The organism is Mycolicibacterium litorale, from assembly GCF_010731695.1.
In the GTDB taxonomy this organism is placed as follows: domain Bacteria; phylum Actinomycetota; class Actinomycetes; order Mycobacteriales; family Mycobacteriaceae; genus Mycobacterium; species Mycobacterium litorale.
On record NZ_AP022586.1, the window covers coordinates 4,861,655 to 4,885,928 of the forward strand.

Consider the following 24,274-nt stretch of genomic DNA (forward strand, 5'->3'; position numbering starts at 1 on the left):
TCAGGTCCCCAACCCGGGGAGGATGTCGCCCAGCCGGAACGTGACCGGCTGCTCGAGTTGCGCGAAGGTGCACGAGCGCGGGTCGCGGTCCGGGCGCCAGCGGTTGAACTGGGCGGTGTGGCGGAACCGATCGCCCTCCATGTGGTCGTAGCGCACCTCCACCACCCGTTCCGGACGGAGCGGTACGAACGACAGGTCCTTACCCGCGTTCCAGCGCGACCCACCGCCGTAGCGGCGCACCACCTCCGGGTCGACGTGGGCGGCCCAGTTCCATGGGTGCTGCTCGAACTCGGTGACCAGCGGCTGCAGGTCGACGAACAGCTGCCGCCGGGTGGCCATGGGGAAGGCGCCGATGACTCCCACCGACGCCAGGTCGCCGTCGTCGCGGTAGAGCCCGAGCAGCAGCGAACCGACCGCATCGTCGCCCGACTTGTGCAGCCTATAGCCGGCGACGACGCAGTCGGCGGTGCGCGCGTGCTTGATCTTGTACATCACCCGCTTGTCGGGCTGGTAGGTCAGGTCGAGCGGTTTGGCGATTACCCCGTCGAGCCCGGCGCCCTCGAATTCGTCGAACCAGCGCTGCGCGGTGGCGACCTCGGTGGTGGCCGGGGTGACATGCACGACGGGGCCGCACCCGGCGAGCGCGTCGACCAGCGCGGCGCGACGTTCGCTGAACGGGCGGTCGGTGTAATCGTCGTCGCCGAGCGCGAGCAGGTCGAAGGCGATGAACGACGCCGGCGTCTTCTCGGCGAGCATCTGTACCCGCGAGGCGGCGGGATGCAGCCGCAGCTGCAACGCCTCGAAGTCCAGACCCCGGTCGGTGGCGATCACGATCTCCCCGTCGATCACACACCGTTCGGGCAATTCAGTGGTCATCGCGTCGACCAGTTCGGGGAAGTAGCGGGTCATCGGACGCTCGTTGCGGCTGCCCAGTTCGACCTCGTCGCCGTCCCGGAAGCAGATCGACCGGAACCCGTCCCACTTCGGTTCATAGGACGCCTCGGGCGGAATGGCCGGTACCGACCTGGCCAGCATCGGCCGCACCGGAGGCGAAACGGGAAGCTGCACCCACCCATTGTGGCCGCGCGTTGTCGACACTGAACTCGTGCAGGTCCGCTCTCGCACTTTCGCTGGGGGACTTCAGCCTCGCGGCCGTGCCCCTCGGCCGTAGGTGATGTCCGCCCGCTCGGGGTCCCACCGGTTGCGGAACACCACGTCCGACAACGGCCGCCGCCGGACCGGTCCGTGCCGTCCGCGCGGCCAGCCCACCACGACGTGCCCGGCCAGGAACCATTCGTCGGGTATGCCGACCGCATCGCGCAGCGCCCGCTCGCCACCGTAGGACGCCCAACTGGTGATGCACGCACCCAAGCCCTGTGCGCGTGCGGCGAGGTAGAAGTTCTGCAGCGCGGGGTAGATCGAACCGCCCTGGAGGAACTCCGACGAGAACTCGTTTTTGAAGGCGGCGAACAGCACCGAGGTGAATTCGCCGGCACGGTCGTGCAGCTCGTAGGTGGCGCGGTTGTTGCGGGCCGCGCGGCTGTCGTCGTCTTCGGCAGGCCTCGTCATCCCGTAGATGGATTCGATTGAGGCCAAGGCGATTCGGGCCGCCTCGGCGACGGCGGCGCGCTGCTGGGGGCCGTCGAGGACGATGAAGCGCCACAGCTGCGCGTTGGCGCCGTTGGGGGCCCACGTCGCGGCCTGCAGACAGCGGTCGAGTGTCTCGTCGTCGACCGGCTCGTGGGTGAAGCGCCGGATCGCGCGCGCGGTCGACAAGACTTCCCAGACGTCGTCGGTGGGATGCGGCATTGCACTGGTGTATCACGCCGGATTCGGCGTCGCGACGGTCCGCCTTCGGCAACGGATCGCCCGACACCGTCGCACAGCCGGGGTGAGCGTCACCCCTCGGGCGTAAGAATGGACACGTGGACCTCCCCGTCATGCCTCCGCTCGAACCGATGCTGGCCAAAGCTCAGGTCAAGGTGCCCACCGAGGAGGGGGTGTGGTCCTACGAACCGAAGTGGGACGGGTTCCGGGCGCTGGTGTTCCGCGACGGTGACGAGGTGCTGCTGCAGTCGCGTAACGGCAAGGACCTGGGTCGGTACTTTCCCGAACTGCTCGACGCGCTGCGCGCCGAACTCGCCGAGCGCTGTGTGCTCGACGGAGAGATCGTCGTCCCGCGCGATATCGGCGGCCGCGTGCGGCTGGACTGGGAGTCGCTGAGCCAGCGCGTCCACCCCGCCGCCAGCCGCGTCAAGATGCTCGCCGAGCAGACGCCGTCACACTTCATCGGTTTCGACGCGCTGGCCACCGGTGACACGTCGTTGGTGAAGGAACCCTTCCGGGTGCGCCGCGAGGCGTTGTCGGCCGCAGTGAACGAGAACCAGTGGTGTCACGTCACCCGGACCACCGAGGACCCGACGCTCGGCGCGCAATGGCTCGACACCTTCGAGGGCGCGGGCCTCGACGGCGTGATCGCCAAACGGCTCGACGGGCCCTACCTGCCCGGCAAGCGGGAGATGGTGAAGGTCAAACACGCCCGCGACGCCGACTGTGTGGCCATCGGCTACCGCATCCACAAGAGCGGTGAGGGCATCGGTTCGATCCTGCTCGGGCTGTACACCGATGACGGTGAACTCCAGATGGTCGGCGGCGCAGCCTCTTTCACCACCAAAGACCGCATCAAGCTGCTGGCCGAGCTCGAACCGCTGCGCGAGGGCGACGAGGTGCGCGAGGGCGACCCGAGCCGGTGGAACTCCGCGGCGGACAAGCGCTGGATCCCCATCCGGCCGGAGCGGGTGGCCGAAGTGGCCTACGATCAGATGGAGGGAAACTCGGTGCAGGGAAGACGCTTTCGGCACGCGGTCAAGTTCCGGCGGTGGCGCCCGGACCGTGATCCGCAGAGCTGCACGTTCGATCAGCTGGAAGTCCCCCTCAACTACGATCTGTACGACGTCCTGGAGCGCTCCTGATGCCAACGCCCGCAGAGGAAATCGACGTCGACGGTGTCGCCGTGCGCTTGACCAATCCGGACAAGGTCTACTTCCCCGAGTTGGGTTCGGCAGGCACGAAACGGAAACTGGTGGAGTACTACCTGTCGGTCAGCGCGCCGATGGTGTCCCTGCTGCGGAACCGGCCGGTGCATCTGCAGCGGTTCCCGGACGGCATCGACGGCGAGGAGATCTATCAGAAGCGGGTGCCGCAGAAGCATCCCGACTATCTGGAGACGTGCACCGTCACCTTCCCCTCCGGCCGGACCGCGGACGCGCTCAAGGTGACCCACCCGTCGGCGATCGCCTGGGCGGCGCAGATGGGCACGATCACGCTGCATCCGTGGCAGGTGCGCTGCCCGGACGTCGAACATCCCGACGAGCTGCGCATCGACCTCGACCCGCAGCCGGGCACCGGATTCCGGGAAGCCAGTGTGGTCGCCGTCGACGTCCTCAAACCGCTGCTCGACGAGCTCGGGCTTGTGGGCTATCCGAAGACCTCGGGTGGTCGCGGGGTGCATGTGTTCCTGCGGATCAAGACCGACTGGGACTTCGTGGCGGTGCGCCGCGCCGGCATCGCACTGGCCCGCGAGGTCGAGCGGCGGGCGCCTGACGCGGTCACCACCTCGTGGTGGAAGGAGGAGCGTGGCGAGCGGCTGTTCATCGACTACAACCAGAACGCCCGCGACCGCACCTTCGCCTCCGCGTACTCGGTGCGTAAGACGCCGATTGCCACGGTGTCGACGCCGCTGACGTGGGCTGAGCTGGCCGACGCGGATCCCGACGACTACACGATCAGCACGGTGCCGCAGTTCGTGGCGGGGCGCCCCGATCCGTGGGCGGACATCGAGGCGAAGGCCCAGTCGATCGAACCGCTGCTGGAGATGGTCGCCGCCGATGAGGAGCGCGGGCTCGGAGATCTGCCCTACCCGCCGAGTTATCCCAAGATGCCAGGGGAGCCGCCGCGGGTGCAGCCGTCGAAGAAAGTGGCCGAGCACTGGGACGAGAAGGGCAACCGAAAGTAGATCGGCCCGCCACCGTAGAGGTGGCGGGCCGACCGGGAGAGCTCGTACTACGCGCGCGGCGTCCCGTACCCGGGCGTACCCGGCGCCGGGGTGGCGACGTGGTGGTCATTACGCCGCTTCAGGCCCAGAAGCCCGAGCAGACCCAGCAGGCCCGCCAGACCCCACAGGCCGGTGTTGTCGCCGTCTTCCTGCTCGTCGGCCTGTGCCACCACGGTGGTCGTCGGGCCCTGAGCGGGGACGTATTCGGTGGTGGCGTTGGCCACGCCGGCCCCGCCGAACAGAAGCGCACCGGTAGCGGCGGCGACAGCAACGAATTCACGCATAGAAACTCCAAACTTTGTGACCCGGAGGTCGTTCCGGGCCGGTGGACGGACGGACCATGGGCTGCAGTCCACGCACGCAGGGGAACGACGTTCGTCCCCCTCGGTCGCAAGGGATCAGATACCCCAGCGAATTGTCACGAAACGTTAATCTTCTGATCAGGTTTCGAGCGTAGAACGGTTAGCTGTTCTAATTCGGTCGGCCCGCACCGTCCTCACCGGCGCACATTCAGCTAACGGGCACCACTCCGCGCGGCAGAATCAGCGGCAAATCCGTGTAGGTCACGATGCCGGGAGGGGCCGCGACAACCGCGGGTATCGCGTTGAGCGGTGGGGTCGCGGTCATGATGTGACCGAGCACCATGAACTCCTCGAGCGTGGTGGCCTCGAAATCCGGGGGCGGCAGGAAGCCCACCTTCATCGTCACCGTGGGTCGTCCCGCGACCTCGATCACCCAGCCGTCCTGATCGATCTGCCAGTCCGGCTCCAGTGTCTGTCCCTTACGCCACCGCAGGGTCAGCTCCACCCGGGTGGTGCCCGCGACGACGCCCTTCCAGCTGACGAACACCCCGGCCACCCCGCCCGCCGGAATGGTCCACGACCCGAGGTCGAGATCTTCCGTGGTCTTGGCGTACTCGGCGTCGCAGCGGACCTCGTCGAACTGCACGCCCAGCGCGTCACCGATCATGCGCACCGCCTCACCGAAGACGCCGGTGCCGTGCGCGGTCATCGCCTGCAGCTCCGGATGATCGATCGGCTGCCCGAAGCCGACGGGCTTCTCGGTGGCGGGTGAGTCGTAGAACGTGGTGTCGGCCGCCTCGTTGACGGTCACCTTGTCGACGCGGTCGCAGATGCCCGCGGCGACGATCGCCAGCTGGTTGACGTAGCCCGGGCTGATGCCGGACCCGAACATCGTCGCCCCGCCGCGCTCACACGCCCGGGCGATCCGGTCGCGTCCCTCGCCCTGGTTGTGGCCGGTGATGAACGATGCGGTGGCGACGACGTTCACGCCGGCTTCCAGGATGCGCACGAGTTCGTCGACATCGATCCACATCGGGTTGTACACCACGACATCGGGTTTCAGCGCGAGAAGCGCCTCGACGTCGTCGGTGGCGCTGATGCCGAGCGGCTCGATGCCCACCAGTTCGCCGACGTCGCGGCCGACCTTCTCCGCCGACCAGGCGTAGCAGCCGACGAGTTCGAGGTTCGGGTTCGCGGCGATCGCCGCGACGGAGCTCTTTCCGACATTGCCGGTCGTCCACTGGACGACCCGATAGGGAGTGTTTGGCACTCGCTCAGGCTAGGACGCGGGACACCGCTTTTTTACCGATCGGCGAAAATTCATCGCCCGCTGCGTAGGCTGAGTCCGTGGGAGACGAGCGTCGGGCGCGGGGCCGCCCGGCCCGCATCAACCGCGAGCAGATCGTCGCCGCCGCGCGCCGGGCCGCAGGCCCGCAGCTCACCATGCAGGCCGTCGCCGACGAACTCGGTGTGAGCCGCAAAGCCCTGCACTACTACGTCGGGAATCGCCAGGGCCTGCTCACCCTCGTCGTCCTCGACCGTTTCGACCACGAACTGCAGCGGGTGCGGCTGCCCGACGACGGCGACTGGCGGGCGGTCCTGCGCGCGTACGCGTTCGCGTTCCGGGACGGCATCGTCCAGGTGGGGGAGGGCGTCGACCAGATGCCGTTCAGCGGGGTCGGCGCGGTCGCGGTCCTCGCGCTTGCCGAGCGGGTGCTGGCCGCCATGCTGAGTGCCGGATTCGCCCCCGACGACGCCCGCCGCGGCGTCACCGCCGTCGCGAACATCGCGCAGTCCGCAGCCCATGACACCCTGCGCAGCTCGGTGCGGGACTTCCACCAGGCCCAGACCCGAGCCGCCCTGGAGCGGTCGGCGGACACCGACTATCCGGCGCTGCGCCGGGTCCTTGCCGCCGCCCCGTCACCGGACGACGGTCAGTTCGCGTTCGAACTCGACCTGGCGATCGCCGGTCTGGAGCGCCTGTTGGCGACGACGCCGTGATCCGTCAGGGGCCGGGGGCCAGCGTGGCCTTGCCCGTGCGTTCCTGGCCGGCGCGGTCGATCCACGTGATGTCGACGACGTTGCCCGGGTAGAACCGGTCCAAGGTGTAGGTCAGCGCGGTCGCGGACTGGAGGCGGGTGCCGTTGATGGCGATCAGCACGTCGCCGTCCATCAGACCGGCCGCTTCGGCGGGCCCGCCCCGCAGCACCTCCTGGATCAGCACACCCGGCACATCGCTCGGCGCGGTACGGACACCGACGCCCAGCAGCGCGGGCGGACCGATGTGGACGGTGTCCGACGGAACCCGGGAGCGGATCTGGTTGGCGACGCCGATTGCATCGTTGATCGGGATCGCGAAGCCCTTACCGCCGGGGCCCATCCGGTAACTCACCGACGCGGCGGTCGTGATGCCGACCACCTGGCCGGCACCGTTCACCACCGGGCCACCCGAATCACCGGCACGCACCGGCGCGGCGAACTCGATCAGCCCGTTCAGTTCGTCGGAGGCGCCGGTCAGCGAATCCTCGGCCTGCACGGTGCGGCCGAACGCGGTGACGCTGCCGACCTCACGGGTCAACGGGGCCGCGGAACCTTCGGCGTTGCCGAGAGCGACGACGGGTTCACCGGCGGCCAGCGCCGCCGAGTCGCCGATCGGGGCGACCGGCAGCCCGCCCGCCCCGAGCAACTGGATCACCGCGATGTCCCGCCCGCGGTCGTAGCCGATCAGCTCGGCCGGGAAGTTGCGGCCCGCGACGGTGGCGCTGATGCGGTCGGCCCCCTGGACGACGTGGTAGTTCGTCAGTACCTGGCCGCCCGGGTCGAGCACGATGCCGGTGCCCGCCCCGAAGGCGTTCTGGTAGTCGATCTCGGTGTCGATGCGTGCCACGGCGGGCTCGACGGCGGCTGCGGCCGCGAGCGGATCGGCCGGTGCGGCGCTCGATGTGGCTGGGGAGAGTGGCATGACCAGCGCGAGCGCCGTGGCCAGGACGACCGACAGCACGGACAGCCAACGAAGACGGAGCATGCCCATGAATTGCCCTTCGACGACGATTTATAACTCGGGTTCTGATGACATTCTTCGTGATCAGCTACCGAGGTGTCGAAGTGAGGGTTCTGACCTCAGTCTTCGAGCGCGATACCGCCGCGCGAACGGCGGCGTCGGCGCGGAGAATCACCCTTGCCGGACGGGCGCCGGTTGCGCAACCGGCCGTTGCCGGCGGGTTCGGCTTCGCTGGTGTCGGCCTCGGACGCGGCTCCGGTTAACGCCGACTCGGAGGACTCGGAGGACTCGGACTCGGAGGTGTCGGAGTCGGAGGTGTCGGTGGGCGTCGCCGCCGGTTCCGCGGCGTGGTCGGACTCCGCCAGTTCGGCGTCCTCGGTGGTGGCTTCGTCAGCCGTCGCCTCGTCGGTGGTGGCTTCTTGCGCGGCCTTGCGACGGCCACGGCGCCCGGTCTTGGCCTTGGGCTTGAGCGGTTTGGGCGGTGGCGGCGGCATCTCGGCGACAAACGCCAGGTAGAAGCCGAAGATGCCGAGCAGCGCAATCGCTGCGGCCGCGCCGTAGATGCCGAACAGCCACGGCCCGGCGGAGTCGAGGTCCAGCCAGATCTCGCTGATCGCCGCGCCCAGGATCAACGCGGCGGCCAGCACGTGCAGCGCGATCGACGCGATCCGCAGCCGAAGCGCCAGCTGCGGTGTGCCGTACTCCGGCCTGCGCGTGCGCAGCAGTGTGAACACCACGGGGAGCGCGGCCAGACCGATCAGCGCCGCGGTGACGATGCGCAACACCGTGCCGAGCGTGTGCGACGTCGAACCCATCAGCTCGAACCAGCGCGGCAGGACGAAGAAGAAGTACAGAACTGCAGCGATGACGGAGAACGATGCGTGCCAGATGACCGCGACCGAGCGCCGCATACTCCTCCTCGAGATTGGTGGCCGGCGGTGCGATCAGGACCTCGATCTCTGACCGCACCCCGGGCCGAGTGCGGAGGATAGGGGATTTGAACCCCTGAGGGCTGTTAACCCAACCCGCGTTCCAGGCGAGCGCCATAGGCCACTAGGCGAATCCTCCGCGGGCAATGGTAGCCGACGAGCCGACCGCGCCCGTCGCGATGGCCCCCGAGGCGGGTATTACACTCAGGTCGGACCCCGCGCGGCGTCCATCCTGTGAACTCCCCCAGGGCCGGAAGGCAGCAAGGGTCAACGGGCTCTGGCGGGTGCGCGGGGTCCCCTTGATTTCTGTCTCCCGGTTGTCCTGGTGAAAGGCTCGCGGTGTCGTTCCACTCTCTCAGCCGCGACGATCTGACCGCCCAGCATGAGCAGCAGCGGCGCGCCTACGCCGAGCTGCAGGCCAAGGGTCTGCACCTGGACCTGACGCGCGGGAAGCCGTCGCCGGAGCAGCTCGACCTGTCCAATGCGCTGCTCGAACTCCCGGGCAGGGACACCTTCAAAGACAGCGACGGCACCGACGTCCGCAACTACGGCGGCCTGCACGGGCTGCCCGAACTGCGCGCGATCTTCGGCGAACTGCTCGGCATCCCGGTGCCCAACCTGATCGCCGGCAACAACGCCAGCCTCGAGCTGATGCACGACACGGTGGTGTTCTCGCTGCTGTACGGCGGCGTCGACTCACCCAAGCCGTGGAAAGACGAGCCCGTCGTCAAGTTCCTCTGCCCGGCCCCCGGTTACGACCGGCACTTCGCGCTCACCGAGAACTTGGGGATCGAGATGCTGCCCGTGCCGATGCGCGAGGACGGGCCCGACGTCGACCTGATCGAGGAACTCGTCGCCGCCGACCCGGCCATCAAGGGCATGTGGTGCGTGCCGGTGTTCGGCAACCCCACCGGCATCACCTACTCCTGGGAGGTGGTCCGTCGGCTGGTTCAGATGCGCACCGCCGCAAGTGATTTCCGCATCTTCTGGGACAACGCCTACGCGGTGCACACGCTGACCCCTGAGTTCGTGCGCCAGGTCGACGTCCTCGGCCTGGCGGCCGCGGCGGGCAACCAGAACCGGCCGCTGGTGTTCGCCTCGACCAGCAAGATCACCTTCGCCGGGGCGGGTGTGAGCTTCCTCGGCGGCTCGCTGGGCAACATCGCGTGGTACCTGCAGCACGCGGGGAAGAAGTCGATCGGCCCGGACAAGCTCAACCAGTTGCGGCACCTGAAGTTCTTCGGTGACGCCGACGGCGTGCGCCTGCACATGCAACGCCACCGCGAACTGCTGGCGCCCAAGTTCGCGCTCGTCGGCGAGATCCTCGAGGACCGCCTCGGCGAGTCGAAGATCGCCTCGTGGACGGACCCCAAGGGCGGCTACTTCGTCAGCCTCGACGTATGGCCGGGGACCGCCAGGCGCACGGTTGCGCTGGCCAAGGACGCGGGGATCGCGGTGACCGAAGCCGGGTCGGCGTTCCCGTACCGAAAAGATCCGGAGGACAAGAACATCCGGATCGCCCCGTCGTTCCCGTCGTTGGACGACCTGCGGGGGGCCATCGACGGTCTGGCGACGTGCGCGCTGCTGGCCGCCACCGAGTCGCTGCTCGGTTGACCATCCGTCGTATGCCGTCGGTAGCCTGCTGACCGTGGCGCTCTACCGCAAGTACCGACCGGCGACCTTCGCGGAGGTGGTCGGGCAGGAACATGTCACCGAGCCGCTGTCCACCGCGCTCTCGGCGGGCCGGATCAACCACGCCTACCTGTTCTCCGGTCCGCGGGGCTGCGGAAAGACGTCGTCGGCGCGCATCCTGGCCCGTTCGCTGAACTGCTCGCAGGGGCCGACCCCGACGCCGTGTGGCACGTGTGACTCGTGTGTCGCGCTGGCGCCGAACGGGCCGGGCAACATGGACGTCACCGAACTCGACGCCGCCAGTCACGGCGGTGTCGACGACACCCGCGAACTGCGTGACCGCGCGTTCTACGCCCCGGCGCAGTCGCGCTACCGCATCTTCATCGTCGACGAAGCGCACATGGTCACCACGGCCGGCTTCAACGCGCTGCTCAAGATCGTCGAGGAGCCGCCGGAGCACCTGATCTTCGTGTTCGCCACCACCGAACCGGAGAAGGTGCTGCCGACGATCCGGTCGCGCACCCACCACTACCCGTTCCGGCTGTTGGCGCCCAAGACGATGCGGACGTTGCTGGAGCGCATCTGCGCCGACGAAGGCGTCACCGTCGACGACGCGGTGTATCCGTTGGTGATCCGCGCCGGCGGCGGTTCACCGCGCGACACGCTCTCGGTGCTCGACCAGTTGCTTGCCGGGGCTTCCGGCGACCGGGTCGAGTACGGCCGCGCGCTGGCGCTGCTGGGCGCCACCGACGTCGCGCTGATCGACGACGCGGTCGACGCGCTGGCCGCCGGTGACGCCGCCGCACTGTTCGGTGCCGTGGAATCCGTGATCGACGCCGGACACGATCCGCGCCGGTTCGCCACGGATCTGCTCGAGCGTTTCCGCGATCTCATCGTGCTGCAGGCGGTGCCCGACGCCGCCGCGCGCGGGGTGGTCGACGCGCCCGGTGACGTTCTCGACCGGATGCGGGACCAGGCCGCCCGGCTGGGGGCCGCGACGCTGGCCCGCTATGCGGAGGTGGTGCACGCCGGGCTGGGGGAGATGCGCGGCGCCACCGCTCCCCGGTTGCTGCTCGAGGTGGTGTGCGCGCGGCTGTTGCTGCCGTCCGCCAGCGATACGGAATCGGCTCTGCTGCAACGGGTCGAGCGCATCGAAACCCGCCTCGACATGTCGATCCCGGCCTCGGACATGCCTGCGGTCACCCGTGCGGCGGAGCCGGGCAAGACGTTCATGCGCAGAAGCCAGGCGCAGGACGCACCCGCGCCGACCGAGCCGGCGCCTGCGCCGCGTCCGGAGCCTGCGCCGCGTCCGGCGACTCCTCCGCCCACCCCGCCTCCGCCGGCTCCGGAACCGGTGTCGCGGCCCGAGCCGACGCCACCGTCCGCCGAGCCGACTCCACCGTCGCCGCCTCCGGTGCGCCCGCCCGCTGACCCGGTGGTCGAGGTGCCTGCGACGGCGCCCCCGGCGGCCGGTGCACCCAACGCCGCGGCCGTGCGCAGCATGTGGACCACGGTTCGGGAGAAGGTGAGGCAGCGCAGCCGCACCATCGACGTGATGCTCGCCGGCGCCATCGTGCGCGCGGTGGAGAACGACACGCTGGTGCTGAGCCACGAGTCCGCGCCGCTGGCGAAACGACTTGTCGAACAACGGAACTCCGACGTCATCCGCGAGGCGCTCAAGGATGCGCTCGGCGTGAACTGGAAGATCCACTGCGAAGCCGGCGGCGCGCCGGCGAATGCTCCCGCGGAGCCGGTTCGTTCGGCACCCGTCGCTCCGCCTCCGCCGCCGGAGGACGATGAAGAGAGCATGCTCGCCGAAGCGGTTCACGAGGACGCCGGTCCGCGGCGTGATCCGGAGGAAGCCGCGCTCGAACTGCTGCAGAACGAACTCGGTGCCCGCCGAATCGAAGGCAGTTAGACCGGCGGGGGCACGAGTGGGCGCGAGACTGAAACCTCGCAGCCCCTACTCGCAAAAGCGCTGTGTAGCTTCAGCCTCGCGAAGGCCTCTCGACCGGCCACGCATCGAATGTGTCGTGACGGCGCCGAGTGTGTCCACACGGCTGGATTTCCCCACGAAACTCGCCGTGGTTACACACTCGGCGCAAGCACGCCTAGGCCGACCACCACGGCCGCAACGGCAGCCCGCCGTCGTTACCGCGCTCGTCCAGCTTGACCGCCAAAACCTGGTGTAGCTGAACGATGTTCGTCTCGAAGCCCAGCCGCGAGCCCGCCATGTAGAGCCCCCACACCTTCGCGGTGCCCAGCCCCACCTCGGCGACCGCCTCGTCCCAGTGCTCGACGAGGTTGCGGCACCAGTCGCGCAGCGTCAGCGCGTAGTGGTGCCGCAGGTTCTCCTCGTGCACCACCTCGAGGCCGACGTCCTGCGCCTCGGTGATGATGCGGCCGGACCCGGTGAGCTCACCGTCGGGGAACACGTAGCGGTCGATGAATCCGCCCGCTGTCGGCGCGGAGCGGTTGTCCGGTCGGGTGATGCAGTGGTTGAGCAACAGGCCGCCGTGGCGCAGCTTCGACTGCAGGAACCGGAAATACGACGGGTAGTTGTGCACGCCGATGTGTTCGGTCAGCCCGATCGACGACACGGCGTCGAACCCGATCTCGCGCACGTCGCGGTAATCGCCGTGCCGAATCTCCGCCAGGTCGGTCAGGCCCTCGTCGGCGATCGCCTTCTGCCCCCACAGCGCCTGTTCCTTCGACAAGGTGACACCGACGGCCTTCACGCCGTGACGTGCCGCGTGCCGCACCATGCCGCCCCAGCCGCAGCCGACGTCGAGCAAGCGGTCGCCGGGCTGCAGCCGCAGCTTCTCGAACACCAGCCGGTACTTGTTCTCCTGCGCTTCTTCGAGTGTCGCGTCGGGGCTGGGGTAGCACGCGCAGGTGTAGGTCATCGACGGGCCGAGCACCCACTCGTAGAACGCATTCGACACGTCGTAGTGGTGGTGGATGACTTCGGCGTCGCGGGTCTTGCTGTGCCGCAGTCCTTCCGCGATGCGGCGCCAGCGGGGCAGCGTCTCCTGCGGCGGCGGCGCGATCGGCTTGAGGTGTTCGATCCCGATGGAGCGCACGATGTTCGCCAGCACCCTGGGCGGCGGCAGCTTGAAATCCATTTTCGCGGTCAGCGCGTGGAGCAGATCGTACGGATCGCCGGGATGCACACCGACGAGGTCGAGGTCACCGGACACGTACGCACGCGCCAGGCCCAGATCGCCCGGCGCGGTGGCCAGATAGGTGGTGCCGCGGGGCGTCTTCAATTCGAGGCCGAGCGTGGCGTCCGCCGGGCCGGCGGTGCTGCCGTCATAGGCGCTGAATTTCAACGGTTCCTCGCCGGCGACGAAGATCTCGAGGATCTCGGCCAGCGTCAGCTTCTGTTCCGGTACACGTTTCGTCATCGCAGGTCCCTACTCTTCGCGCACGTGTTCATCTTCTCTGCACCGCCTTGGCATAGAGGTCGAGCAGACGGGAGTCGGGGTCGTAGGCCTTCTTGACCGTCTTGTACGTCTCGCCTCCGTACAGTTCGTGAAACTCGTCCTCGGAGTAGTACGCGTCCGAGTACAGCGATTTGTGACCGTCGAGTTCACTGACCTTGCGCTCGATGAGCCTGTTCGTGTGGCCCTCCTCGGGCCCGACCGGCACCGACGACCAGAAGCCGACGTTGACGTAGGTGTGCCGCGGACGGATCGGGTACAGCGGCCAGCTGCTGTCATCGCGTAACCGCAACGGGCACAGCCAGATCGGTTCGATGGGCACATTCTTCAAGAACCAGTCGAGGAACTCGGCGGTGCGGCCGATCGGTACCTCGATGTCCTGCACGACGCGTTCCCGGGGCGGCCGGCCGTTGCGCTTCTCGATGCGGTCGGCGATGTCGAACCGCTGGTCGTAGCCGATGAGCTTCCAGTAGAAGCTGCTCCGGCGGTAGCGGTGCGGCCAGAACCGCCGGATCCTCGGGTTCTGCGCCCCGAAAGCCCGCGAGCACCAGAACCAGTCCGTGTCCCAGCGCCACAGGTAGTCAAGGATGGTTAGCCGGTCGTGCTTCTCACCGCTCTCGTGCTGGATGGAGCGGTAGTAGATCTGCTGGCCGGTGTAGTCGCTGACCGGGCCCGGCGTCGACGTCCGCACGCCCACACACAGGTAGCTCTCGTCGGCGCTGAACACCACACCGTCGAGGTAGTCGACAGGGTCACCGTCGAGACCGCGCGTTTCGACGATGCGATCCATCGTCTCGACCAGTTCGGTCAGCGAGGTGAAGCGCAGATGACGCAGCGCGACGAACGGTTTGACCGGTTCGAGCTCGATCTTCAGCCGCACCGAGTACCCGAGCGTGCCGTAGGAGTTGGGAAACGCATGAAAGAGGTCCGAGCACAGGTCTCGATTCGCGGTGATCACCTCGCCCGTGCCGGTGAGGATGTCCATCTCCAGCACCGACTCGTGCGGCAGACCGTTGCGGAACGACGTCGACTCGATGCCCAGCCCCGTCACCGCCCCGCCGAGCGTGATGGTCTTGAGCTGCGGCACCACCAGTGGGGCCAGTCCGTACGGCAGCGTCGCGGCGACCAGGTTCTCGTAGGTGCACATGCCGGCGACGTCGGCGGTGCGGGCGTCGGGGTCGACGGCGATCACATCGGTCAGGCCGGACACGTCGAGACCCTTGGCGGTGGCCTTCGCGCGTGCCCGGAACAGGTTGGAGGTTGGTTTGGCGAGACGCACGGTGGCGGTCGGCGGAATCGCCCGGTAGCTGGCGAGTAGCCGCTCCACGCCTGCGGCGTGAGCAGCCCGTGCGTCGGTCGGGACAACAGACACGGATATACGCTAGTCCGCGGCCGCAGCCGATGCGACCGCACCGCGACGAAGGAGTGTCACATCATGGGACAGGTCAGCGCGTCCAGCACCGTCATGATCAACGCCGAGCCCGCGGCAGTGCTGGCGGCCGTCGCCGACTATCAGACCGTCCGCCCGAAGATCCTCTCCGAGCACTACCGCGACTACCGGGTGCTCGAGGGTGGCCAGGGTGCCGGCACCGTCGCCACCTGGAAACTGCAGGCCACCAAGTCGCGGGTGCGCGACGTCAAGGCCAGCGTCGACGTGGCCGGTCATACCGTGATCGAGAAGGACGCCACTTCGACGCTGGTGACCAACTACACCGTCGCGCCCGCGGGCGCGGGGTCGTCGGTCACGGTCAAGACGTCGTGGACCGGCGCCGGTGGCGTCAAGGGCTTCTTCGAGAAGACGTTCGCGCCGCTCGGGCTGAAGAAGATCCAGGCGCAGGTGCTCGACAACCTCAAGCGTGAGGTCGAGAAGGGCGCCTGACCCCGTCAGGACAACGCCAGGAACGCCGCGATACCGCGCACGACCGCGTCGGCGTAGCGCTGCCTGCCCTCGGCGGTCTTCATCACCGCGGAATCGGCCGGGTTCTTCATGTTGCCCAGTTCGACCAGGATCGACGGGTACTGCGCGAGGTTGAGGCCGGCGATGTCGCTGCGCGGATTGAGCCCGCCCGAACCGATGTAGGTCGACGGCACGAATCCGGACCCGGACAGCTGATCGCGCATGATGCGGGCGAACTGCACCGCCGGACCGGCCTGCGCGTCGTTGAGCGGGGGCGACGAGTACAACACGTGGAATCCGCGGCCGGTCGGCGGGCCGCCGTCGGCGTGCACCGACACGATCGCGTTCGGGCGCACCGAGTTGGCCAGCGCGGCCCGCTCGTCGACGCACGGTCCCAGCGCGTTGTCGTTCCCGCGCGACATCGCGGTGCGCACCCCGAGTGCGGTCAGCGCGGCCCGGATGCGCAGCGTGGTGTCCCACGCGAACGTGTGCTCGGGATAGCCATCCTCGGTCGAGGTGCCGCTGGCCTGGCAGTCCTTGGTGCCGCCGCGGCCGGTGGGCACCTGCCTGCTGATCGAGGCGTCGTTGGCGCCGTTGTGTCCGGGATCGAGGAACACGATCTTGCCGGCGATGTTGGCGGGCGCGGCGGAGGCGGGGGCGGCGAACGTCGTCGTGGCGAAAGTCGAGGCGGCGACGAGCAGGCTGGTGGCGATCGCGGCTCCGACACGCAGGCGGGCAGGCACGGGCGCCACCGTAGCCCGGGCGCGGACTACGCTTAAAGCCCAAAGCGCCGGATACGGGCGAGAGAAACCAAGTCGAGACCAACGCGACATCAACACGCAAGGGGACCAGTCATGCAACCCGGTGGCCAGCCCGATATGTCGGCACTCCTCGCCCAGGCGCAGCAGATGCAGCAGCAGCTGATGGAGGCACAGGAGTCGCTCGCGAACTCCGAGGTGCACGGTCAGGCCGGGGGCGGTCTGGTGCAGGTGACGATGAGGGGCAGCGGTGAGGTCGTCTCCGTCGCGATCGACCCCAAGGTCGTCGACCCCGACGACGTGGAGACGCTGCAGGATCTGATCGTCGGTGCGATCGCCGACGCCGCCAAGCAGGTCACCATCCTCGCGCACGACCGGCTCGGGCCGCTCGCAGGCGGGATGGGCGGCCTGGGCATCCCGGGGCTGTAGTTGTTCCCGCATGTTTGAGGGCCCCGTACAGGATCTGATCGACGAGCTCGGCAAGCTGCCGGGTATCGGACCGAAGAGCGCGCAGCGCATCGCCTTTCACCTGTTGAGCGTGGAGCCGCCCGACATCGACCGGCTGACCGCCGTGCTCAACCGGATCCGCGACGGGGTCAAGTTCTGCGAGGTGTGCGGCAACGTCTCCGACGCGGACCGCTGCCGCATCTGCAGCGACCCACGGCGCGACGCGTCGCTGGTGTGCGTGGTCGAGGAGCCCAAGGACGTCCAGGCTGTCGAGCGGACGCGGGAGTTCCGCGGCCGCTATCACGTGCTGGGCGGCGCACTCGACCCGTTGAGCGGGGTGGGGCCCGATCAGCTGCGCATCCGTGAGCTGCTGAACCGGATCGGCGAGCGGGTCGACGGCGTCGACGTGGCCGAGGTCATCATCGCCACCGACCCGAACACCGAGGGCGAGGCGACGGCGACGTACCTGGTGCGGATGCTGCGCGACATCCCCGGGCTGTCCGTGACGCGGATCGCGTCCGGGCTGCCGATGGGCGGCGACCTCGAGTTCGCCGACGAGCTCACCCTGGGCCGGGCACTGGCCGGCCGCCGCGCGATGGCCTGATTCGCGGCTCGCCGTTTTCGCCCAAACGGACAAACGGGCGCATTTGTGCGAGTAGATCGCGCCATTTCGTCGATCTCGGCGGGGGTGTCAGACCCGTCGACGACCATGCGGCCATGACTGAGGTATTCCTGGGCACAGAGGCCCTCGGCGTCGGTTTGCCGCGTAGCGAGCTGCGGCGCTGGTATCGCCCGATATTCCGTGGTGTGTACATCCCGAAGAACGCGGTCCCGACGCTGCACGACCGGACGGTCGCCGCCTGGTTGACGTCGGGCCGGACCGGCATCGTGACCGGGGTCGCGGCGTCCGCGTGGCACGGCGCCGACTGGGTCGACGATCACGAACCGATCGAAATCCTCGTCCGCGAACGACGCAAGCAGGCCGGTCTCCTGGTGCGGATGGACCGCGTCGCCGATGACGAGGTGACCCGAATCGACGGTGTGCCGGTGGCGACGCGCGCGCGTACCGCGTTCGACCTGGGGCGCTATCAGAAGCGAGCCGCGGCCATGGGCCGACTCGACGCGCTGATGCGGGCGGCGCCGTTCGAACCACGCGAGGTGACGGCGTTGACCGACCGGTACGGCCCGGTCCGTGGTGTCCGTCAACTCCGGCAGCTGCTGCCGCTGATCGACCCGGGTGCGGAGTCGCTGAGGGAGAGTTGGCTGCGGCTGCTGCTGATCGACGACGGCTTTCCGATCCCCGAGACGCAGATCCCGGTGATCGACGATTGCGGGGAGCCGTTCGCCAGGCTCGACATGGGGTGGCGGGATCAACAGTTGGCCGTCGAGTACGACGGCGACCACCACCGCACGAACCGGACCGCCTACGTCAAGGACATGCGGCGGCTGGAGAAAATCGGGCGCTGCGGGTGGGAGGTGATCCGGGTGATCAAAGAAGACCATCCGGCGGCGATACTGGCCCGCGTGCGCGAAGCGTATAAGCGCCGCGCCGAGATCGACGAAATGCCCGCGGCATCTCGGCATTTGGCGCCCGTTCGTTCGTTTGGGCGCAACGAGGCGGCCTAGGCCCGCCGCGGGGCCGCCAGCCGTTCCCGTCGCAGCCGTGCCACCTCGTCGAGATCCAGCGGCGGCAGGTCGCCGACGACCTTGCTCAGCAGGTGGTCCGCCAACTGCGGGTTGCGGGCCAGGCAGGGGCCGTGCAGGTACGTCGCGACGACGCTGCCCTGCACCGCGCCGTCGACGCCGTCGCCCTCGCGGTTGCCCGCGCCCTTCTCGACACGGGCCAGCGGCGCCGCGGCCGGCCCCAGAGTGGTTCCACCGCGGTGATTCTCGAAGCCGGTCAACTTCTCGGACAGTCCGTCGACCAGCGGTTGGGACACCACTTCGCCGATCGTGCGGGCAGGCTGCGGTGAGGTGGTGACGTCGAGCATCCCCACCCCGTCGACCCGTTCACCCGACGACGTCTCGTACCAGTGGCCGAGCACCTGGATGGCCGCGCAGATCGCCAGCACCGGCGCGCCGCGTTCCGCTGCCTGCTGCAGGCCGGGATAACGCTGCAGGTGTTTGGTGGCCAGCCGTTGCGCGTAGTCCTCCGCGCCGCCGAGGGTGTACAGGTCGAGTTCCGCGGGCACCGGATCGGCCAGCGTGATCTCCACGACCTCGGCGTCGATACCGCGCAAGCGCAACCGCTGCCGCAGCACCACCGAGTTGCCGCCGTCGCCGTAGGTGCCCATCACGTCGGGCAGCACCAGCCCGATCCGCACCGTGGAGTCGCTCATCGTGCCAACCGCCGGTTCAGTTGCAGGAACGCCGTGTAGTTCGCGATCACCTCGACGTGACCCGGGGGACACGAGCGGATCGCCGCGACGGTGTCGTGCACCAGTGTGTGCTCGACGCCGGCGTATCCGAGCCGCACCGCGAGATCGGTGCCGCGCTCACCGGCGGCCACCACCTGGGTGTCCTCGAAGTGCTCGAACCGGACGTCCCACAGCCACGACAGGTCCTCGCCGTCGGGGACCTGCCCGTTGACTGCGATCACCACCCCGGCGCCGTGCTTGTCGACCATCGACAGCGCCTCCTGCCAGCCGGCGGGGTTCTTGGCCAGCAGCACCCGTGCCGTGTGGTCGCCGATCGTCACCGTGCGGTACCGCCCGGCCACCTCGTCGACTCCCGACACCGCGGCCACCGCGGCGGCCGGGTCCGCGCCGAGCGTGACCGCGGCGGCGACGGCCTGCGCGGCGTTGCCGCGGTTCACCGCACCGGGCAGCGCCAGCGTCATCGGCAGCGACAGCCCGTCGGGGCCGTGGAGATGGGTGTCGTCGTACCACCACTGCGGCGTCGGCCGCTTGAAGGCCCGAGGGCCCCCGGGCCCGACATCGGTGAGGGTGCCGGTCGAATACCAGTCCAGGCCGTCGCGGACGATGATCTCGCCGGAGCGCGGGCAGCTCACCGAATCGTTGGCCCAGCTGCCGCCCGCGGCCACCCAGACCACGTTCGGGCTGTCGTAGGCCGCCGACGTCATCAGCACGTCGTCGCAGTTGGCGACCACGACCGCGGACGGATGACGGGCCAGGCCCGCGCGCAGGGTGCGTTCGATGTGGTTGATCTCACCGACCCGGTCGAGCTGGTCGCGGGACAGGTTCAAGAGCACGACGACCGCGGCGTCCACCGCATCCATCACGTGCGGCACGTGCATCTCGTCGACCTCGAGCGCCGCCAGCCCGGCGGTGCGGTCGGCGGCGAGCGCGGCGACCAGGCCGGCGTCCATGTTCGCGCCTTCGGCGTTGGTGGCGACCGGGCCGACAGTGGCCAGCGCCGCCGCGGTCATCCGCGTGGTCGTGGACTTGCCGTTCGTGCCGGTGACGACGACCGTGCGCCTGCCTGCGCCGAGCTGGCCGAGGATCGACCGGTCCAGCGTCATCGCGACGAGCCCGCCGATCATCGCGCCCGCACCGCGGCCGGTGACGCGTGACGCCCACCGGGCGGCGGCTCCGGCCGCCAGCGCGGCGCGTCCTCGAGGGGTGACCATCCCCGGCAGTTTAGGTGCCCGACACGCACCGCTGCGATCCGAGGATTGTCGGAGGGGCGTGCCACGCTGAGGTGGTGAGCCACAGCTGGGGAAGACCGGCGGTCGATACCGGTACGGGCTGGGCCGTCGTCGATGTCGAGACGTCGGGTTTCCGGCCGGGGCAGGCGCGCATCGTCAGCCTGGCCGCACTGGCGGTGGGGGACGACGGCAACGTCGAGCAGAGCCTGGCGACGCTGCTCAACCCGGGCGTCGATCCCGGGCCCACCCACGTGCACGGGTTGACCGCGCCGATGCTGGAGGGCGCGCCCGAATTCGGCGACGTCGTCGCCGACCTGGCCGAGCTGCTGCGCGGGCGCACGCTCGTCGCGCACAACGTCGGATTCGACTACTCGTTCCTGACCGCCGAGGCCGAACTGGTCGGCGCGGAGCTGCCCATCGACTCGGTGATGTGCACTGTGGAACTGGCCCGTCGCCTCGATCTGGGCACCGAGAACCTGCGGTTGGAGACGCTCGCCGCGCACTGGGGTGTCTCGCAGCTCAAACCGCACGATGCGCTCGACGACGCGCAGGTGCTCGCCCAGATCCTCAAACCGACGCTGGCCCGGGCCCGGGAGCGGCGGGCCTGGCTGCCGACGCGTCCGGTGAGCCGGCGGCGGTGGCCCAACGGCCGGGTGACCCACGACGAGCTGCACCCGCTGAAGTCGGTGGCCGCGCGGATGCCGTGTCCGTACCTCAACCCGGGCCGCTACGTTCCGGACCGGCCGCTGGTGAAGGGAATGCGGGTCGCGGTGGCGGCCGAGGTCACCCACACGCACGAGGAACTGATCGAGCGGATGATCACCGCCGGGCTCGCCTACTCCGACACCGTGGACCCGGTGACCTCACTGGTCCTGTGCAATCAGCCCGACGTCGAACAGGGCAAGGGCTACCAGGCGCACGAGTTCGGGGTGCCGGTGCTCTCCGACGCCGCGTTCATGCGCGCACTCGACCACGTCGTCGGCGGCACCGGTATCGAGGACTTCTTCGACCCGACGACGGTGGGCGACCAGTTTGCCCTGTTCTGACCGCGGTGATCACGACGACGCGTGCGGGACGAACCGCCGCGCGACGTCGAGCCACTTGTCCAGCTCCGGCGACGTCTCGTACTCGGAGTCGATCAGGTAGAGGCTCGGCGCCGGGCAACTGGCGCCGATCTCGACGAGCACGGGCCGCAGCGTCAGTTCGGGCGCGAGCGCATGGGTCGGCGATCCGCCGAGCATGAGCGGGAATGTGGTGACCTGACCCAGTTCGCCCGCGCCGAACTGGTCGAGGAAGAGTTTCAGCAGACCGGTGTAGGTCGCCTTGAACGTCGGGGAGGCCACCACCAGCGAGTCGGCCGACTTCACGATCTCCTTGGCGGCGGCCACATTCGGATCACCCCACCCGAGGAGCCCGGCGCCGAGGTCGACGACGTCGATCACGTGCTCGGGCGCCGCGCCGGTCAACTTCTCGGCGACCAATTCGGCCGCCGCCCGCGTGCGCGACATCGGCTTTGGATTCCCTACGACTACGACCGTCATCTACGCATCCTCCAGTTCGCCGGCAACGACCGGCCTCATTGTCGCAGTCAACGAGGTCTCCGTTTCCTCGGCCGCCGTTCGCGGTTGACCTGTATTGAGCCGCCCCGGGGCCGGTGGCCGCGGTGGTGACGAAGTTGCGTAGACGTGGCGCCGGAGCCCGGTCGGCGACATTCAGAACTCGCGCAGGTGGTCGCGCAGCATCTCGGTGGTGTACTCGCTGCGAGTGCGGCCGAGTTTCTGCAGCGCAGGCACCAGACCGTCGGTGATCTCGGTGACGTAGCGGCGGTTGAGACGCATGACGGGGCTGGTGATCAGGTAGCCGTCACCGCCGACCTCGTCCATCACGTCGGCCATTTCCTGCGCGACATCGGCCGGGGTGCCGGTGAATTGGACATGGCTGGTCATCCCGCTGCCGGTGACCAGTTCGCGCAGCGTCTTCTCCTTGCCGCGGCCGACGAAGCTCTCCAGCGATCCCCGCTCACCGTTGGTCCACACCTCGGGCAGTGGCTTGTCGAGATCGAACTGCGAGAAGTCGATCTCGGTGATCGAGGAGATCTCGGCCAGCATGTATTCGATGTACAGCGGGTCGGTGAACCATCGCTCACGTTTGGCCAGCGCCTCCTCGGTGGTGTCGGCGACGATCGGCGACACCAGGTAGAACACCTTGCAGTGCGCGGGATCTCGGCCGTTGGCTTTCATGCGCGCGTGGATGTCGTCGCGGTAGGCCTTCATCTTCTCGGGGCCGTCGGCGGGCGCGACGATCGTGTCGGCGTGCTGGGCGGCCAGTTCGCGGCCCGGTGGGGAGGCGCCGGCCTGGGCGATGGTGGGTCGGTACTGCGGTGACGGCGCGGTGTTCAGCGGACCGCGCGACTTGTAGTACTTGCCCTCGAAGTCGATGGTGCGCACCCGGGTGTGGTCGGCGTAGGTCCCGGTCTCCTGGTCCCGCACGATCGCGTCGCGGTCCCACGACTCCCACAGCTTGGTGACCAGTTCCAGGTACTCGGTGGCGCGGGCGTACCGTTCGTCGTGCTCGTAGAGCTTGTCGAGACCGAAATTCTGTGCGGAGCGGTCCTCACCCGAGGTGACGACGTTCCAGCCGAACCGGCCGCGAGCGATGTGGTCGATCGTGCTGCACAGCCGGGCCAGCAGGAACGGCGGGTAGAAGCTCGTCGACATGGTGGGCACGACGCCGAGCCGGCTGGTGGCGTTGGCCATCAACACCGCCAGCGGGACCGGATCGTGTTTCGGGTTCACCCCGTGCTTGAGGTCGTACTCCATGGTGCCGCCGTAGGCCGTCGACACCATGAGCTTGTCCTCGATCAGCACGTAGTCGAACTTCGCGCGTTCGAGGTCGCGGGCCATCTCGACGTAGAAGTCGCCGGTGAAGTCGCGGCCACCGTCGCCCCAGGGCCCGTTCCACTCGTCGGCGACGAAGTTGAGGAACCACGCCAGGTGGAACTTGCCGGCCATTCGTTCTCCCATCACTGTCTGGTGAGAACAGGCAACCAGTGAGGCGTTACCGGCCGGTGTCGTCGCAGTACCGCCGATATTGCGCGGGTCCCGGCGGTGACCGCGTCGCCACAGGCCGCCGGGTACAGGATCCTATAATTACCTGAAAAGACCTATCGTTAGCGTGATAGGGAGTAATAGAGTAGTTTGACAGCCATGAGCAGCACCATGTACTCCGCCGAACAGGTGGCGGACATCCTGGGACTGCACGTGCGCACCGTGCGTGGATATGTCCGCGACGGGCGCCTCAAAGCCACGCGGATCGGTAAGCAGTACCGCATCACCGAACGGGATCTGCGAGGGTTCACCGGGGAGACAGCCGACGAGCCGGCACGCGCTCCCCATGCGCACGTCTCGACCGTCGTGCACATCGACGACGTCGATCGGCTCACGATGGACCGTATCGTCACACACCTCGGCGCTGCGGCCATCGGTGGTTCCAGCCCGTCGACGCACCTCGATCTCCACTCGAGCTATGACGAATCGGCGTGCAGGCTCACGGTCTTCGCCGTCGGTGACACCGAATCAACGGCGGCCGTAGTGAGTCTGATCGGCGCCCTGACACGTCAGCACCGGACATGACCGCCGACATCTACCGCTCGACGTCCGGCCGGGACGCGGTCCAGCGCGCCTATCGGGAGCAGTTGCAGCGCTGGACGATCCCGCTGCGGCACCGCACCGTGGCCACCCGGGAGGGCGGCACCTTCGTCCTGGATTGCGGCCCCATCGACGCTCCACCGGTCGTGCTGCTCCACGGTGCAGGGAGCAACAGCGCGATCTGGCAGTCCGATGCGTCGCGCTGGTCGTCGACCCACCGGCTCTACCTGGTCGACGTCATCGGTGAGCCCGGCCTGAGTGCTCCGTCTCGGCCCGGCCTCGCCTCCGATGCCCATGCGCGGTGGCTCGACGACGTATTCGACGCGCTGTCGATCGAGTCCGCCGCCATCGTCGGCGTCTCGTTGGGAGGCTGGCTGGCCACCGACTACGCGATCCGCCGACCCGGCCGCGTCGAACGAATAGCGCTGCGCGCCCCGGGGGGGCATCGGCCGGCAACGCTACGGCGCAGTCCTCGCAGCGCTGGCGCTCACGCCGTTCGGAGACCGCGGGATCCGGCGGGCGCTGCAGATCGCGCTCGGACCAGGTGAGATCCCCGG

At 68.7% G+C, this 24,274-nt stretch carries 25 protein-coding genes, 1 tRNA gene and 1 other RNA gene; 13 read left to right on the top strand and 14 right to left on the bottom strand.

The genetic code is table 11. The features are described from left to right. Positions 1–1,068, bottom strand: coding sequence for an ATP-dependent DNA ligase (locus G6N30_RS23240; protein ID WP_134057063.1), 1,068 nt, complete (start codon positions 1,066–1,068; stop codon positions 1–3). Between the two features lie 72 nt (positions 1,069–1,140). After that, positions 1,141–1,809: a nitroreductase family protein gene (locus G6N30_RS23245; RefSeq protein WP_134057061.1), complete on the bottom strand. Its 669-nt coding sequence runs from the start codon at positions 1,807–1,809 to the stop codon at positions 1,141–1,143. Positions 1,810–1,940: 131 nt separating this feature from the next. Here G6N30_RS23245 and G6N30_RS23250 point away from each other — a divergent pair, with 131 nt between their 5' ends. Continuing rightward, positions 1,941–2,972, top strand: a complete 1,032-nt coding sequence (locus G6N30_RS23250; protein WP_163687959.1) for an ATP-dependent DNA ligase — start codon at positions 1,941–1,943, stop codon at positions 2,970–2,972. Beyond that, entirely contained in the window at positions 2,972–4,015 is a 1,044-nt protein-coding gene (gene ligD, locus G6N30_RS23255; RefSeq protein ID WP_134057057.1) for a non-homologous end-joining DNA ligase, read from the top strand. Before G6N30_RS23250 ends, ligD begins: the two co-directional genes overlap by 1 nt. Before the next feature lie 47 nt (positions 4,016–4,062). On the opposite strand, the gene G6N30_RS23260 is transcribed toward ligD, so the two are convergent. Next, entirely contained in the window at positions 4,063–4,338 is a 276-nt protein-coding gene (locus tag G6N30_RS23260) for a WGxxGxxG family protein (RefSeq protein ID WP_134057055.1), read from the bottom strand. Between the two features lie 226 nt (positions 4,339–4,564). Then, entirely contained in the window at positions 4,565–5,626 is a 1,062-nt protein-coding gene (locus G6N30_RS23265; protein WP_134057053.1) for an NAD(P)H-dependent amine dehydrogenase family protein, read from the bottom strand. Between the two features lie 77 nt (positions 5,627–5,703). Between G6N30_RS23265 and G6N30_RS23270 the strand changes: the two genes are divergently transcribed. Continuing rightward, a complete protein-coding gene (locus G6N30_RS23270; protein ID WP_134057051.1) occupies positions 5,704–6,357 on the top strand; it encodes a TetR/AcrR family transcriptional regulator C-terminal domain-containing protein in 654 nt (217 codons plus the stop codon). Positions 6,358–6,361: 4 nt separating this feature from the next. On the opposite strand, the gene G6N30_RS23275 is transcribed toward G6N30_RS23270, so the two are convergent. The 3 genes from G6N30_RS23275 to G6N30_RS23285 form a co-directional block, all read right to left on the bottom strand. After that, positions 6,362–7,387, bottom strand: coding sequence for a S1C family serine protease (locus tag G6N30_RS23275; protein WP_134057049.1), 1,026 nt, complete (start codon positions 7,385–7,387; stop codon positions 6,362–6,364). 89 nt (positions 7,388–7,476) lie between these two features. Continuing rightward, positions 7,477–8,268: a lipid uptake coordinator LucA gene (locus tag G6N30_RS23280; protein WP_134057047.1), complete on the bottom strand. Its 792-nt coding sequence runs from the start codon at positions 8,266–8,268 to the stop codon at positions 7,477–7,479. A 71-nt stretch (positions 8,269–8,339) separates the two neighbouring features. Then, positions 8,340–8,425: transfer RNA gene (locus G6N30_RS23285), tRNA-Ser, on the bottom strand. Positions 8,426–8,493: 68 nt separating this feature from the next. On the opposite strand from G6N30_RS23285, the gene ffs reads away from it, so the two are divergent. The 3 genes from ffs (at position 8,494) to G6N30_RS23300 (ending at position 11,836) form a co-directional block, all read left to right on the top strand. Next, positions 8,494–8,590: signal recognition particle sRNA small type (ffs, locus tag G6N30_RS23290), an RNA gene on the top strand. A 35-nt stretch (positions 8,591–8,625) separates the two neighbouring features. Continuing rightward, positions 8,626–9,900, top strand: a complete 1,275-nt coding sequence (locus G6N30_RS23295) for an aspartate aminotransferase type Ic (protein ID WP_134057045.1) — start codon at positions 8,626–8,628, stop codon at positions 9,898–9,900. A gap of 34 nt (positions 9,901–9,934) precedes the next feature. Continuing rightward, positions 9,935–11,836, top strand: coding sequence for a DNA polymerase III subunits gamma/tau (locus tag G6N30_RS23300; RefSeq protein ID WP_134057043.1), 1,902 nt, complete (start codon positions 9,935–9,937; stop codon positions 11,834–11,836). Positions 11,837–12,029: 193 nt separating this feature from the next. On the opposite strand, the gene G6N30_RS23305 is transcribed toward G6N30_RS23300, so the two are convergent. Both G6N30_RS23305 and G6N30_RS23310 read right to left on the bottom strand, forming a co-directional pair. Further along, on the bottom strand, positions 12,030–13,325 hold the full coding sequence (locus G6N30_RS23305; RefSeq protein ID WP_134057041.1) for a class I SAM-dependent methyltransferase: 1,296 nt from the start codon (positions 13,323–13,325) through the stop codon (positions 12,030–12,032). Positions 13,326–13,353: 28 nt separating this feature from the next. Beyond that, on the bottom strand, positions 13,354–14,733 hold the full coding sequence (locus G6N30_RS23310; RefSeq protein ID WP_134057039.1) for an FAD-binding oxidoreductase: 1,380 nt from the start codon (positions 14,731–14,733) through the stop codon (positions 13,354–13,356). A 63-nt stretch (positions 14,734–14,796) separates the two neighbouring features. Between G6N30_RS23310 and G6N30_RS23315 the strand changes: the two genes are divergently transcribed. Continuing rightward, the gene (locus G6N30_RS23315; RefSeq protein WP_134057037.1) at positions 14,797–15,240 is read left to right on the top strand and encodes an SRPBCC family protein; all 444 of its coding nucleotides are present in this window, start codon (positions 14,797–14,799) and stop codon (positions 15,238–15,240) included. A 5-nt stretch (positions 15,241–15,245) separates the two neighbouring features. Here the strand turns inward: G6N30_RS23315 and G6N30_RS23320 are convergent, their stop codons facing one another. After that, positions 15,246–16,001, bottom strand: a complete 756-nt coding sequence (locus G6N30_RS23320) for an Rv3717 family N-acetylmuramoyl-L-alanine amidase (RefSeq protein WP_134057035.1) — start codon at positions 15,999–16,001, stop codon at positions 15,246–15,248. A gap of 111 nt (positions 16,002–16,112) precedes the next feature. Here G6N30_RS23320 and G6N30_RS23325 point away from each other — a divergent pair, with 111 nt between their 5' ends. The 3 genes from G6N30_RS23325 (at position 16,113) to G6N30_RS23335 (ending at position 18,089) form a co-directional block, all read left to right on the top strand. Then, positions 16,113–16,445 carry a YbaB/EbfC family nucleoid-associated protein gene (locus G6N30_RS23325; protein WP_134057033.1) on the top strand — a complete coding sequence of 111 codons (333 nt, stop codon included), beginning with the start codon at positions 16,113–16,115 and terminating at the stop codon, positions 16,443–16,445. Positions 16,446–16,455: 10 nt separating this feature from the next. Then, positions 16,456–17,067 carry a recombination mediator RecR gene (gene recR, locus G6N30_RS23330; protein WP_134057031.1) on the top strand — a complete coding sequence of 204 codons (612 nt, stop codon included), beginning with the start codon at positions 16,456–16,458 and terminating at the stop codon, positions 17,065–17,067. Positions 17,068–17,180: 113 nt separating this feature from the next. Further along, positions 17,181–18,089, top strand: a complete 909-nt coding sequence (locus G6N30_RS23335; protein WP_134057029.1) for a type IV toxin-antitoxin system AbiEi family antitoxin — start codon at positions 17,181–17,183, stop codon at positions 18,087–18,089. Here G6N30_RS23335 and G6N30_RS23340 read toward each other — a convergent pair. Further along, positions 18,086–18,802, bottom strand: a complete 717-nt coding sequence (locus G6N30_RS23340; RefSeq protein ID WP_134057027.1) for a type 1 glutamine amidotransferase — start codon at positions 18,800–18,802, stop codon at positions 18,086–18,088. The two genes, G6N30_RS23335 and G6N30_RS23340, sit on opposite strands and share 4 nt — an antisense overlap. Then, positions 18,799–20,052: a Mur ligase family protein gene (locus G6N30_RS23345; RefSeq protein ID WP_134057025.1), complete on the bottom strand. Its 1,254-nt coding sequence runs from the start codon at positions 20,050–20,052 to the stop codon at positions 18,799–18,801. Before G6N30_RS23345 ends, G6N30_RS23340 begins: the two co-directional genes overlap by 4 nt. A 71-nt stretch (positions 20,053–20,123) precedes the next feature. On the opposite strand from G6N30_RS23345, the gene G6N30_RS23350 reads away from it, so the two are divergent. Beyond that, entirely contained in the window at positions 20,124–21,116 is a 993-nt protein-coding gene (locus tag G6N30_RS23350) for a DEDDh family exonuclease (RefSeq protein WP_134057023.1), read from the top strand. 9 nt (positions 21,117–21,125) lie between these two features. On the opposite strand, the gene G6N30_RS23355 is transcribed toward G6N30_RS23350, so the two are convergent. Then, entirely contained in the window at positions 21,126–21,611 is a 486-nt protein-coding gene (locus G6N30_RS23355; RefSeq protein ID WP_134057021.1) for an NADPH-dependent FMN reductase, read from the bottom strand. A 171-nt stretch (positions 21,612–21,782) separates the two neighbouring features. After that, on the bottom strand, positions 21,783–23,081 hold the full coding sequence (locus G6N30_RS23360) for an NtaA/DmoA family FMN-dependent monooxygenase (RefSeq protein ID WP_134057019.1): 1,299 nt from the start codon (positions 23,079–23,081) through the stop codon (positions 21,783–21,785). Positions 23,082–23,276: 195 nt separating this feature from the next. Between G6N30_RS23360 and G6N30_RS23365 the strand changes: the two genes are divergently transcribed. Next, a complete protein-coding gene (locus tag G6N30_RS23365) occupies positions 23,277–23,702 on the top strand; it encodes a helix-turn-helix domain-containing protein (protein WP_134057017.1) in 426 nt (141 codons plus the stop codon). Next, on the top strand, positions 23,699–24,265 hold the full coding sequence (locus tag G6N30_RS23370; protein WP_197906158.1) for an alpha/beta fold hydrolase: 567 nt from the start codon (positions 23,699–23,701) through the stop codon (positions 24,263–24,265). Before G6N30_RS23365 ends, G6N30_RS23370 begins: the two co-directional genes overlap by 4 nt. Positions 24,266–24,274: the final 9 nt, after the last annotated feature.

Excerpts from the sequence above, each read along its gene's own strand:
- G6N30_RS23245 (WP_134057061.1), bottom strand. The coding sequence starts at position 1,809 with ATGCCGCATCCCACCGACGACGTCTGGGAAGTCTTGTCGACCGCGCGC.
- G6N30_RS23250 (WP_163687959.1), top strand. The coding sequence starts at position 1,941 with ATGCCTCCGCTCGAACCGATGCTGGCCAAAGCTCAGGTCAAGGTGCCC.
- ligD (WP_134057057.1), top strand. The coding sequence starts at position 2,972 with ATGCCAACGCCCGCAGAGGAAATCGACGTCGACGGTGTCGCCGTGCGC.
- G6N30_RS23260 (WP_134057055.1), bottom strand. The coding sequence starts at position 4,338 with ATGCGTGAATTCGTTGCTGTCGCCGCCGCTACCGGTGCGCTTCTGTTC.
- G6N30_RS23275 (WP_134057049.1), bottom strand. The coding sequence starts at position 7,387 with ATGGGCATGCTCCGTCTTCGTTGGCTGTCCGTGCTGTCGGTCGTCCTG.
- G6N30_RS23280 (WP_134057047.1), bottom strand. The coding sequence starts at position 8,268 with ATGCGGCGCTCGGTCGCGGTCATCTGGCACGCATCGTTCTCCGTCATC.
- G6N30_RS23305 (WP_134057041.1), bottom strand. The coding sequence starts at position 13,325 with ATGACGAAACGTGTACCGGAACAGAAGCTGACGCTGGCCGAGATCCTC.
- G6N30_RS23315 (WP_134057037.1), top strand. The coding sequence starts at position 14,797 with ATGGGACAGGTCAGCGCGTCCAGCACCGTCATGATCAACGCCGAGCCC.
- G6N30_RS23325 (WP_134057033.1), top strand. The coding sequence starts at position 16,113 with ATGCAACCCGGTGGCCAGCCCGATATGTCGGCACTCCTCGCCCAGGCG.
- recR (WP_134057031.1), top strand. The coding sequence starts at position 16,456 with ATGTTTGAGGGCCCCGTACAGGATCTGATCGACGAGCTCGGCAAGCTG.
- G6N30_RS23335 (WP_134057029.1), top strand. The coding sequence starts at position 17,181 with ATGACTGAGGTATTCCTGGGCACAGAGGCCCTCGGCGTCGGTTTGCCG.
- G6N30_RS23340 (WP_134057027.1), bottom strand. The coding sequence starts at position 18,802 with ATGAGCGACTCCACGGTGCGGATCGGGCTGGTGCTGCCCGACGTGATG.
- G6N30_RS23345 (WP_134057025.1), bottom strand. The coding sequence starts at position 20,052 with ATGGTCACCCCTCGAGGACGCGCCGCGCTGGCGGCCGGAGCCGCCGCC.
- G6N30_RS23355 (WP_134057021.1), bottom strand. The coding sequence starts at position 21,611 with ATGACGGTCGTAGTCGTAGGGAATCCAAAGCCGATGTCGCGCACGCGG.
- G6N30_RS23360 (WP_134057019.1), bottom strand. The coding sequence starts at position 23,081 with ATGGCCGGCAAGTTCCACCTGGCGTGGTTCCTCAACTTCGTCGCCGAC.
- G6N30_RS23365 (WP_134057017.1), top strand. The coding sequence starts at position 23,277 with ATGAGCAGCACCATGTACTCCGCCGAACAGGTGGCGGACATCCTGGGA.
- G6N30_RS23370 (WP_197906158.1), top strand. The coding sequence starts at position 23,699 with ATGACCGCCGACATCTACCGCTCGACGTCCGGCCGGGACGCGGTCCAG.